Genomic DNA, 11,313 nt, shown 5'->3' with positions numbered 1-11,313 from the left:
GAGGAGGGCCTGCTTGCTGACCGCCTCCGACACGGACCCCCAAACCGCCAAGTCTGTCTGGACGTCACTAGCCAAGGCAACGTCGGACGGTCCGGCGCTGCTGCGGCAGCGGTACACCGTGCCGAAGGGGGTGGCGCCCGCCACCTATCTGTCCACCCTCACGCAAATGCGCTGCGACTCCATAGTGACCGTTGGTCTCGAACTCCGCCAGGCGGCAGAGGCCTTGGGACGCCATGGCTCCACGACTACGACCAGTCGAGTGATCGTCGTCGATGCCCAACATGTCAGCGCCCCAGGCATCATCAGCCTCACGCCGGCGCAGGCATCCGGCCCAGGCCTCAAGCGCGCATTGAATGCCAAGGTACCTGCATGACTCCCGCGTTCCATCCTGCCTTCGCATGACGCCGAGCCGGGCACGGGTGGAGGACTGTACGAACTGGCGTCGGCGATGCCCGTGCCACGGTGGCACGGAGCCCGCGGAAACCCGGCAGGCATGACATCGTCCCGGATCTCGAGTTGCTGTGGCGAACGGCACTGACGCTGCCCTTCCGTTTGGTCGCCCATTCCTCACGCTGCTGACGTTTCTCGGCCCGCCGGGCGCCGAACCCCCCGACTCGCCGCAGGAGTTGAGGCCAGCGTCTACATCGCCCATAGTGGTACCCCTGATGGTGATTTGCCCTTTTCATGAGGATAGGGGGGTTTATCGCATCGAGGAGTACCTCCATGAGCGGAGAGACCACCGCTGTCATCCGCGGCCGCGTGTACGGGACCGTGCAGCTGCGCCACACCGAACGCGGCACACCTGCCGCCCGTTTCACCGTGGTGCAGGTCCCCCGCGAGTACGACCGCGCCCGAGGACAGTGGCGCGACGGCGAGCCGGTCCCGGTCATCTGCACCGTCACCGGGCCGCTCGCCCGGCACGCCGCCGAATGCCTCACCGACGCCGTCCACGTGATCGCCACCGGGAACCTGGCCCTGCGCGCGGGCCTGCTCCACCTCGACTACGCACAGGTCGGCGTGGACCTCGCCCACCACGTCGCCTACGTCGACGACACCCTGCGTGCCGTCCTCGCCGGACGCGCCCCCGCCCCGGCACTACGTGCTTCCGCTGTCCCCGACGCTCCCCGAGCCGAACGCCGCCCGGCCGCAGCTCCCGCCGCCGCACCGGCCGACTGGTGGCAATCGTCCCCGCGCAGCTCCTGGGACGCGGTCACCGCGCCCAGCCCCACCGGCCGCTGACCACGCCACACGATCCCGCACCGCCATCGCGGCACCGGCATTTCCGCCGACCGCCGCCTTCTCTCGGAGGTACGCCGTGCCCAGCACCGCCCTGTCCGAGCGCGCCGCCCGCGCCGCGCTCGCCGCCCACTTCCCGCCCCACCAGGTCGCCGGCCATCTCGCCCATCACAGTGCCGAGGAGGTCTGGCAGTACGGCGTCGACCACGACGCCAGCGGCCGCCTGGCCCAGTACAAACCGCGCGAGGAACTCGCCAACGCCCAGCTGACGTGCCAGTTCGTCATCCCGTCGGACGACGTGTGGCCCGCCGCCCTGGCCGGCCTCGGACCCGACTGCCCGCTCGGTCTGTGGGTGCGCGGACACGAACAGCTGCCCGCTCTGACCGCCCGCGCCGTGGCCGTGACCGGCAACCGGGCCGCGACCGCCGAGGCCGTCACCCGGACGAAGGCCTTCGCCACCGCCGTCGCCGAGGCCGGACACACGGTCACCGCCACGCTCGCGTACGGCGTCGACGTCACCGCCCACCGGGCCGCCGCCCATACCGGGCGCGCGACGCTCGCCGTCCTGCCGCGCGGCCTGGACCGCGCCCATCCGCACGACCACGCCCAGCTGCTGAGCTTCATCCCCGCCAGCGGCGGCGCGGTGGTCAGCCTGCTCCCGCCTGGCACCGAAGCCAGCGGAGCAACCCTGCGGGCCAGCGCCGCGCTGCTCGCGGCGCTCGTGCGGGCGGTGGTGCTCGTCGAGGCCCTGGACCACGCCGAGGCGGCGATGCATACCGCCGAGACCGCCGCCGACCTGAACCGGCCCGTGCTCGTCCCCCCGCCCACCAACGACGTGCGCGCCGGCGGCAACGTCCGCCTGCTCGCCGAGCAGCGCGCCGTCCTGGTCCCCGACCCCGCGCACGCGCTCGCCGAACTGCGCTGACCAGCCAACCGCCCCTCCTTGCCCGGCCATCCGGCCGGGCAGGGCCACCGGAAGGAGTGACGGAGCCTATGCCCCGCGCCGCGTACACGCCGTCGCTGCCCGGCCTGAGCACCACCGACGACCTGGACACCGTCATCAACTCGGGGACTGGGCGCCGACTCGACCGCCCTCGCCCGGACGCTCACCGACCCGGACGCACACGGCATCGACCTGGAGCGCACCGCCGTCCTGTACATGGCCACCGGCAGCGAGTGGCCCGAGACCCGGCTCCTGGTCGAGGAGTTCATGCTGCCGCTGTTGCGCGAGCACGGCGTGCGCTTCGTGCAGCTGTCGAGGTCCGGGCACCTGAAGGCCGACGGGATCACCGTCCTGGACGACTCCCGCCGCCCCGAGACGCTCTTCGCCCGCGGACCGTGGACCCTGTGGGACGAGCTGGAGTCCGTCGGGACCGTCCCGCAACAGGCCGGCACTCGCAAGTGCAGCCTGCGTGCCCAGGGCGACGTCGGCGACCGGTGGATCGCCTCCACCATGGGCGGCCGCCCGTTCCGCCAGATCATGGGCTTCAACGCCGACGAGGAAGGCCGCCGCTTCACCGACATCATCGCCTCGAAGATCCCCGGACGGACGGGGGTGTACCCGCTCATCGACTGGGGCTGGGACCGGCAGCAGTGCGAGGACTACCTCTGGAAGCGGTTCGGCGTGCACTGGCCCAAGTCCTACTGCGTCTTCTGCTGCTTCCCGGTCTCCATGGGCGCGCTCCCCGCCCACCTGGAACGGATGCGCTCCCACCCGGACATCGCCGGTGAGGTACTGCGCCTGGAGTACACGGCGATGAGCCTCAACCCCAAGGCGAAGCTGTACGGCAAGCGCACCCTCCTGGAGTTCTTCGACCCCTCCCGCCCGCGGGACCAAGCGTGTCTGGAGGCGTTCGAGCGCGAGCTCGACATGCCGTGGGCGCTGTACCACGTGCGTCGCCTGTTCCTGCTGTCCGCCTCCGGCGAGCGGCGCCCGGTCATGCGCTCCACCGAGCGCGTCGACCTCGGCCACGCACGCCAGCTGGCCCAGCGGCTGATCTCCGTGTCCGAGCGGCACGGGGTCGCGGTCGAGCACGACCCGGTGTACGGGCGCGCCCGGTCCTGGGTGCGCCGGCGTCGCGAGACGTGGCCAATGGCGGAGGAGCTCTTCACCACCGCCCCCGCCCACGTGATCAACAAGCAGGACAAGAACTTCGAGCCTGCATGGGACGCCCTGACCTCCGGCTCCACCGCCCAGCTCCCCCTCCGCTGAGACCCAGGACGGCAGCGAGCACGGCCTCATCCCCTGGGACTTGATCGACGTGCTGTTCCTGGCTGGCCGCACCGAGTGAAAGACCTCACCGGCCGCCCATCGGATCGCCCTTGAGGCCCGCGGGCGCGGCCTAGACGTCCACATGGGCCGCGTCAACTCTCGCCGGCGGCTGCGCATCGCCCAGGCCTTCGGCTGCACCAGTGCCGACGGCGCATACCTCGCCTTCGGCCCCTGACTCCAACCTGCCCCGCCTCCTCGCCTGGATGAACGAGCTCCACACCACACCGACCCTGTTCGGAGACGACGCATGACGACGACCCGGCTGCGCTACATAGGCGCATCGATCATGGGCATTCTCGATCCCGTCCCCTCCTCTGTGGCCTCCCCCATGGCCGTGGAGGAGGGTGCCTGGATCCGCGCGAACGCCTGGACCAAGGCGCTGCGCGACATCGATGACGCCTACCCCCACGGCTTCCACCGGTGGTGCTCGTGCGAGGCCGGCACCTGCCACCCCTGCCGCACCGCCCACCACGACCACTGCATCAGCCGCAATGGCCCCCGCGTCGACGACGACGCCGGCACCATCACCGACCGGCGCGGCTTCGTCGTCGCGGTGATCCGCTACGGCCTCGGCCAGCGACCCTGCCGCTGGATCTGCCCTTGCACGCACGCCCCCGACGGCGAAGCCGAGGAAGCCGACGCCGTCGACGCCCCCGAGGTGCCGCTCACCGCCCGGCGGTCGACGAGGCGCCCCTCCAAGTCCGTGCCCCCGCCCGCACCGGACGGGCAGATGTCCCTCTTCGCCGGCGCCGTTCTGCCGGAGGAGGCCACCGGCGGTGAGACGCCGTGACCTTCCCGATCGAGCCTCACCCCGAACCATCGCCAGCCTGCGCTCCCGCAGCACCGTCTGCCCTGAGTTCCCCCGTCTGCCCCTCGTCGCACTGGAGTTGACATGTCTTCGCTCCCCAGCAGCCTCCCGCCCATCACACCCGATTTGACCTCGTACGATCTGCTCGCGCCCCAGCTGTCTGGCGGGAAGGACAGCGCGGTCATGATGGAACGTGTTCATGGAAGCCGCGCGCACCGCCGGCGTGGCCGACCGGGTCGTCTCGTACCACTCCAGTCTGGGGGTTCTGGAGTGGCCGTCCGTCGTGTTCGACGGCACCCGCTACCCGGGGGTGTCCGAGCTCGCGGCCCTTCAGAGCGCCGCGTTCGGGGTGCCCGCCGACCGGCATCTGGAAGTCACCCGCACGATGCCGGGCCCGGACGGGATCCGGATGCCGCACAGTCTGCTGACGGAGATCGCGCTCTATGGGCGCTTTCCGCGCAAGGGCAGCCCGTACTGCCGCATGAGCGCCAAGGAGAGCGTGGTCTCAAGCGCCTGGACCCCCGTCGTTCGCCAGCTCGGGCGCGAGCTCGGCCGGCCGGTACGCATCCTGAAGGTCATGGGCCTGCGCAGCGACGAGGGTCCCGACCGCAAGAAGCGCGCCGCCTTCCGAACGGTACAGGTCAATGGGGCGCGGGTTGTGGACGAGTGGCTGCCCGTCAAGGACTGGTCGACCGCCGCCGTCAAGGAGTGGCACACCGATGCGCCGGTGCCCTACGCCTGGACCTACGACTCGGTGCCCGGCGCCGGCGACTGGGCTGGAACCTCCCGGTGCTCCTGCTCGCTGTGCGTCTTCGCCTCCCGCCGCGATGTGCTGCTCTCCATCGGTCGGCGGCCGCGGCTGGCCGAGCTGTACGCCGAGGTCGAACGGGCCCGGGGCGACAGCTTCCGCGCAGACCGGCGCATCACCGACCTGATCCGGCATGCCGAGCAGTGCGGCGCGCCTGATCCGGGCGTCGTCTGCCTGGACGACGGCCCGGAGTTCATCGCCCTCAAGAGGCAGGTACGGGCGGCGCTGAAGAAGGAGCCCCGCAAGAAACCCGAACTGGCCCGCCGCGCCAGCCGCGCTTTGTGCGAGGGCTGCACCGTGCATAGCTGAGGACCCCCGCCCGCTGCGCTCCTCGGCGCCGCGGGCGCCCCCTACAGTGGATGGAGGAGATGACCATGGAGACGAACGCCACCGCCCTGCTGCTCGAACTCGCCGCCCAGGCCCAGCGTGCGAGCGACCCGGCCACGCTGCACGACTTGCTGTCCAGGGGCCACCGCGCCTGGTGCGAGGGCGTCGCCGACGTCCGGGCCGGCGTGGACCGGGAGAGTGCGGGCCTGTCCGACGCCGACCTCGCCGAGCGGTGCACCGCTGCGTGCGTGCCGTGGGAGAAGGGGATGACGCGCAGCGAGGCGGTCTCCGCTCTCGCTTTCATGACGTGGGATGCCGCGCCGGCCGCGATGGCCTACGCGGAGCTGGAGGAGCGTGCCGCCCGCTTCGGGGTGTGCCTGGTGGACGAAGAAGTGCTGTAGACCGGTTTGGCGTCAGGCTGGACAGCAAACCACCTCATTTGGCATTATCGAACATGTCGCGCTCGTCCGAGTGCCGGCACCGCCGTGCTGATCCTTCCCAAAGGGGCCCTGATGTCTTCCGCCGACCGGCTCGTGGACACCGCGCAGATCGTGTCCGAGTTCGGCACGAGCAAGCCCCGGATCAGCCACTGGAGCAACAACCCGGACAGTGGGTTCCCCGCGGTTGCGCACACCGAGGGCCGCAAGCGGTTCTGGCGCCACGACGAGGTCGCGGCGTTCTTCGCGCAGCGTGCCCCGAAGAAGCGCGCGCTGCCGGCCGCGGTGCTCGAGGCCGACCAGGACGAGCTGCTGACCAAGCGGGAGGTCGCTCAGCTCCTCGGCTACACCCGCACGTCGACCATCGACGCCTATTTCCGCGACCGGCCCGGATACTTCCCGGAGCCCGACGAGGACGTCGACGGCCCGATGTGGCGCCGCGGCACGATCGTGGCCTGGGTCGCCAGCCGCCCCGGCAAGGGCCGGCGCAGCTCTGCTCCGGCGGCAGCTCGGCCTGAGGTGTCAGCGGATGGCGACCCCGACGAGCTGCTCGGCACGGCCGAGGTCGCTGCGCTGCTCGGCTACGGAAGCCCGGCTTCCTTCTCCAGCGCCCTCTACCAGGGGCGCATCCCCGAACTGCCCGAGCCGGACGCCCAGGTGAAGGAAGAAGGCAGCCGCGGCCCCGGGCGCAAGAAGTGGCGGCGGGCAACCGTCGTCGCTGTCGCCCGCCAGCGCGGTGTGCTGCCGCCGGCCGACCAGGACGAGAACGAGGACCTGGTCGGCGCCGCCGAAGCAGCCCGCATCCTCGGATACGGCAGCGCCGACAGCTTCATCAGCGCACTCGGGCACGGGCTCCTGCCCGACCTCGAGCAGCCCGACGGATACGAGTACCGACGCGGCAGCGCCGGCCGTCCCCGTCAGCAACGCTGGAAGCGTTCCCGCCTCGAGGAGCTGGCCGCGCGCCGCTCCTCGACGTCCTGACTGCAGCGCGCCGAGGCGCGCCGCAGGCGGGGGTACCGTAAGACCGCGGCCTCTGGTTTAAGGGATCGACGAACTCCCGGCGGGCCAGACGCCGCACGATGGCCGGTATGGAGAGGCCAGCCACCTCTCCCCCGCGAAGCCATGCGGCTTCGCGGAACCGGCCATCGCTACGAACTCCTTGTTTTGGACGGTGTGTTTTGGCGCCACTGGAACGGTTTCGTCTGGCCTCACTTTTGAGCCGTGTGAGTGACGAGTCGGGACGGTGCTGCAGAGGAACGGTTTGGAGTGGCCCCACCCCTCGATCGGGAGACGTTTCGCCGTTGAGACACTGCCGACGCGGTAGTTCACGTGCAGACGACGCGCTGGCCAGGTGAAGGAGACCGTGGGGTCGACGTCTCAACTGTTCCGTGTGAGGGTGTTGAGGTCGCAGCTGTCGGGATCGCCGACGTATTCGTAGAGGTGCGGATTCTCTCGACCGCCGCCGACGTAGAGACCGCTTCCGTAATAACCACCGTTGACATCGCTGTCCCAGTAGCCGCTGATCTTGTGGAAGCTGAAGGAGACGGACCAGTTGGCGTCGTGGTCGGGAGTCAGCTTCCAGGTTCCACTCCCGGTTCTGTCCCGGGGGTCGCCTGAGGCTCCTTCAAGACCTGCGGGCCACCCGACCGTCGTGAAAGTACCGTCGCTGCGGAGAGTCAGCCGTGCGGCAGAGTCTTCGTAGGTGCCGACCAGGTCCTGCCTGTTCAGTCCCTCGGGCCTCTGGTCCGCTCCTGGGCATGAGGAGTATCGGCTGGAGCATCCGGTCGTCCCCACCGATGCTGCCAGGACCAGCGTGCATGCGAGGCCGAACAGCCTGCGGTTCATATGGACCCCCACCCATGAGACTGAACCCGTTCAGTTTCTCAGTCAGGCGTGCGGGGGCTTGAGCTGGGTGTCGCTCGTTGTGGGTGCCGATGGGCGGTGAGAGCGAGGGGCATGCATCGCTCTCACCGCCCATCGTCACTGTGCGCGTGTCCTTTCGGAGAGGGTGCCGGGGCGAGCGGAATCTGTCAGGCCGCTCTGACATCGGCAGCAGAACCTGCTGTGACAGCGGTGGCACCGGTGTCGGAGTCCGACCAGCAGCCGACGGAGCTCCGCCCAGACTTCGTACGCTTCGTAGCCGAACATCAGCTGGCATCCCCGGAGGTGATCGGGGAAAGCAGGCCGTCGCCGGGCCACAGGGGAGATCCTGCTTCCGCCCAAGCCAGGTGCCGGCCAACCTCGACGAGAACCTCGATCCGGTCGGCGGGCCCGTACGCCCGATGTGCCCCGGACGTGGGGTCGACGGCGCGGACCTCGCTGTGCGGGCCGGCGCACACCAGGGCCCGGGCGATTTCCGGCAGGCCCAGGCTGAGGGCGTCGCAACCATGGTCGTGAATGAGCTGCAGCAGGTCTTCGGTGACTGCCTCCCAGTCTGCGACCTCGGGCCAGCGCGCGCCTCCGTCGAGTTCGTGGGTGAGCGTGGACAGCGGCACGATCTCGCCGGGCCGGCGGCCGTGGACGAGGCGGCCGTGGATGCGGGCGCCGTCAGGCTGCCGTACGCGTGGGTGCAGCAGGGAGGCCGCGGCCACGACTGTGGTGTTGATCTCCCGGGCAGCGGCCGGGTAGTAGGGCTCGTGCGCGAACAGAAGGTAGACGTCCGTGGTGGGGACAGCCAGGGCGGGTTCGGGCTGAGTCATGGGGAGGATTCCCTTCTGCAGCGGTGGGCTCGGTGCGTGACGAGCTGCTGGACGAGTCGTCGCCCGGGGGCCAGGCGGGTACGGGCCCGGGGGCAGGGCGGGGCCGGAGGCCTGGTTCACGTCGGCTGTGCCGTCCTCTGGGTGCGCTTGAGGATCTGTGCGACCTGGTTGGCGAGTTGGAGCATCAGTCGTTCGCGGGCGATGAGGTCGGCTGAGGCCGAGCGGCTGTCCCGGGTCTGGAGCAGGCCTGCGGCATCCCACAGCAAGTCCTGGCCGACCTCGGCCGAGCGGCGCAGCTCATAGCGGTCGCTGCTGGCGGCGGCTTGGACGAGGGAGGTGTGCAGGACGGCGAGGCGCTTCAGGTATCGGCAGGCGACGTCACCTTCGACTACACGGACCTGTTCGCGGGCCCGGCTGTCCAGCCGGTCGGGCAGGTGTTCGGCGATCAGCGGGGCAAGGAGCATCGCCGGCAGGGCGACATCGACTGGGACTCCGCGGCGGATGGCGAACAGGCCGCCGATCAGACTGGTGAGCGCGACGGCCGCGGCGGCGAGCCGCAGCGATCCGGGGACGCTGTCCAGGGCGATGCGCTGGGCGGGGCGGCGGGCCAGCCAGCGCAGGGCCAGGCGCTGCGTGCGCGTCGCGGCCGGGGTGAGCACCCCGATCTGGTGAGGTGCTTTCGGGCGTACTGCCGTCGCCGGGGACGGTCCAGGCGAGCCATCCCCCACAGGGTGCGTTCGTGGACGAGTACGGGCTCGCAGGCGGTCGAGCAGGATTGGTCGCGGATGTGCCCGGTCCGCAGGGCGCGTGAGCGTTCCCTCTCCCACCGCCCCAAATCACGGGTGAAGGGGCCCTCGTGGTGCGCAGCCGCGGTCGGTGGCGTCGGTGTGTGGAGCATGTCCGTCATGAGGTGCTTCCTTCCAGATGGTGGTCTGTCAGGGCGGAGGCGCATGTGGTGCAGCGGCCGTCGCCATCGGGGTGGGCGCGCCGGGGTGTGGGGCCCGGGCAGGTGCGGCAGAGCGGCCAGTCGAGGCAGGCCGGGCAGAGGTCCGCGCCGGGGACGGTTCCAGGAACGCCGCAGCCGGCGCATTCGGTAAGGGCCCGGTAGGTCAGGGCCTCGCTCACTGTGCGGGCGGCAGCGGAGCTCGTCATCCGCTGCGGCGGCGAGGCGTCCCACGCGGGCTGGTCGTGGTGGTCAGCCGCGATGGCGGGCGGCGGGTAAGCCTGAGCCGCGCGCAGGCGGGCGGCGACGATCGCACCGACCGTGGTCCGAACCGGATGGGGCAGGGGCCGGTCGGCGATGACGTGCAGCAGCTGCTCGCGGCTCCAGCCGGCCTCCAGCATCACGGTCACGACGCGGCCCTGATCGGTCAGCGCCTGCCCGGTCAGCAGCAGCTCGGGGCGAGCCGCCCCGAGGTCGAGCAGCAGCCGGATCCCCGGGTGCATCTCATCCGCCGCGGGCGCGGCCGGCGGGAGCGTTGGTGTGTCCGGCCGCTCCGTCCGTCCCGGTGTTCGCGACGCGTCGCCGCGGCACGGACGGAGGGGTCTGGTGTTCTGCTTGTTGGTCTTCTTTCTGTTGGTGTTCTTAGTGGACCGATCAGCCAACGTAGGGTCATCCACTGGTGGAAAACCCGACTCTGGTTGTGACCTGCTGCTTTGCAGAGCGGGCAGGTCGGTGAGGAAATACGACGCCGCACCGAGGGTGCCGTCTGGGCCGCGCTCGCGTTCCCGCACCAGGAAGCCGTGATTCTCCAGCTCCTTCAGCCCGCTCTTGACGGCTGAGTCACCGTCGCGGCCACGACGTGCGATGTCGGCAACCGTCATCCGCCAGCCGTCCCGGTGCGTGGAGAGCAGCCCGAACAGGCCCTTGGCCTTGAAAGACAACTGGGGGTCGCGGAAGAGCCCGTTGGCGATCTGGGTGAATTGATCGGCCGCCATCACGCCCCGGCGGATCCCCGCCGGGAGACCGCCGGCAGGCTCGGACTGGGGGGTCGTGACCATCACGCCGGCTTCGAACAGTGCGGTGTCCAAGGTGGCCGGCCGGTCGGTGATGCAGTAGACGATCTCGCCGAGGGTGCCATCCGGGCGGCGCAAGCGTTCACGGATCAGGTAGCCGTGCGCCTCGAGCTCCTGCAGGCCGGTGCGTACCGCTTCGCGTCCGTCCGGGCCCAGGCGGACGAGGTCGGTGACCGTCACCTGCCAGCCGTTCCTGTGCGTGGAGACGTACCCGAAGAGCCCCTTGGCTTTGAACGACAGCCGGGAGTCACGAAACAGCGCGTTGGCGATCTGGGTGAACTGATCGGCCGCCATCGCGCCCCGGCGGATCCCCGCCCCGAAGCGGCTCACCGCCGTGTCCCCGACGCATGCCGCGGGCGGTGCCCACAGTGGCACCTCGGGCTCGGCGCGGTGGGGCGGCCGGGGGTCCTGGATGTGCAGGCGTGCGTGTGGTCCATGGCGTCAGGTCACCGGCCGACCCCGACCAGGCTGACGGCCACGAGCCCCGACCATCGGTCACGATCCGGCAACAGGGCCGTTTAGCAGCCATGGTGGGGCTCGTGGTCGGACCGACCACGCGCCTTCAGCCCGGGCGCTCAGTGATTGCGCAGCCGACTGCGCGGCGTCGAATGGGCGTTGCGCAATAGGTCTGCGCAACCGGCCTGGGGATCCAGCGCAGTCGAGTTGCGCTGGGACGGCTGCGCAGTCCGCCCGAGAGTCCGTGATCTTCT

At 70.6% G+C, this 11,313-nt stretch carries 12 protein-coding genes; 8 read left to right on the top strand and 4 right to left on the bottom strand.

Translation table 11 applies throughout. From position 1 onward, the window contains the following. Nucleotides 1–13 precede the first annotated feature (13 nt). The 8 genes from ACZ67Q_RS36415 to ACZ67Q_RS36380 all read left to right on the top strand — a co-directional run bounded on the left by ACZ67Q_RS36415 (nt 14) and on the right by ACZ67Q_RS36380 (nt 6,869). Complete coding sequence (locus tag ACZ67Q_RS36415; RefSeq protein ID WP_471190943.1) at nt 14–373, top strand: hypothetical protein; 360 nt, start codon at nt 14–16, stop codon at nt 371–373. 350 nt (nt 374–723) lie between these two features. Continuing rightward, complete coding sequence (locus ACZ67Q_RS36410; protein ID WP_471190941.1) at nt 724–1,239, top strand: single stranded DNA-binding domain-containing protein; 516 nt, start codon at nt 724–726, stop codon at nt 1,237–1,239. A gap of 76 nt (nt 1,240–1,315) precedes the next feature. Continuing rightward, complete coding sequence (locus ACZ67Q_RS36405) at nt 1,316–2,161, top strand: DNA-processing protein DprA (RefSeq protein WP_471190939.1); 846 nt, start codon at nt 1,316–1,318, stop codon at nt 2,159–2,161. Between the two features lie 234 nt (nt 2,162–2,395). Next, entirely contained in the window at nt 2,396–3,448 is a 1,053-nt protein-coding gene (locus ACZ67Q_RS36400; RefSeq protein ID WP_471190937.1) for a hypothetical protein, read from the top strand. A gap of 307 nt (nt 3,449–3,755) precedes the next feature. After that, a complete protein-coding gene (locus ACZ67Q_RS36395) occupies nt 3,756–4,298 on the top strand; it encodes a DUF6248 family natural product biosynthesis protein (RefSeq protein ID WP_471190935.1) in 543 nt (180 codons plus the stop codon). Between the two features lie 217 nt (nt 4,299–4,515). After that, complete coding sequence (locus ACZ67Q_RS36390; RefSeq protein WP_471190933.1) at nt 4,516–5,433, top strand: phosphoadenosine phosphosulfate reductase; 918 nt, start codon at nt 4,516–4,518, stop codon at nt 5,431–5,433. Between the two features lie 65 nt (nt 5,434–5,498). After that, nucleotides 5,499–5,852: a hypothetical protein gene (locus ACZ67Q_RS36385; RefSeq protein ID WP_471190931.1), complete on the top strand. Its 354-nt coding sequence runs from the start codon at nt 5,499–5,501 to the stop codon at nt 5,850–5,852. A gap of 111 nt (nt 5,853–5,963) precedes the next feature. Then, on the top strand, nt 5,964–6,869 hold the full coding sequence (locus ACZ67Q_RS36380) for a helix-turn-helix transcriptional regulator (RefSeq protein WP_471190929.1): 906 nt from the start codon (nt 5,964–5,966) through the stop codon (nt 6,867–6,869). 396 nt (nt 6,870–7,265) lie between these two features. Here ACZ67Q_RS36380 and ACZ67Q_RS36375 read toward each other — a convergent pair whose 3' ends face one another. From ACZ67Q_RS36375 to ACZ67Q_RS36360, 4 genes are all read right to left on the bottom strand, one after another. Then, a complete protein-coding gene (locus ACZ67Q_RS36375) occupies nt 7,266–7,733 on the bottom strand; it encodes a hypothetical protein (protein ID WP_471190927.1) in 468 nt (155 codons plus the stop codon). Nucleotides 7,734–8,035: 302 nt separating this feature from the next. Further along, the gene (locus ACZ67Q_RS36370; protein ID WP_471190925.1) at nt 8,036–8,587 is read right to left on the bottom strand and encodes a hypothetical protein; all 552 of its coding nucleotides are present in this window, start codon (nt 8,585–8,587) and stop codon (nt 8,036–8,038) included. Nucleotides 8,588–8,703: 116 nt separating this feature from the next. Beyond that, entirely contained in the window at nt 8,704–9,246 is a 543-nt protein-coding gene (locus ACZ67Q_RS36365; RefSeq protein WP_471190923.1) for a hypothetical protein, read from the bottom strand. Nucleotides 9,247–9,490: 244 nt separating this feature from the next. Then, nucleotides 9,491–10,933: a hypothetical protein gene (locus ACZ67Q_RS36360; RefSeq protein WP_471190921.1), complete on the bottom strand. Its 1,443-nt coding sequence runs from the start codon at nt 10,931–10,933 to the stop codon at nt 9,491–9,493. Nucleotides 10,934–11,313 lie beyond the last annotated feature (380 nt).

The organism is Streptomyces sp. NPDC036813, assembly GCF_055609245.1.
Note: the sequence above shows the minus strand (reverse complement) of the source record. Positions and strands in the feature narration are given on the sequence as shown.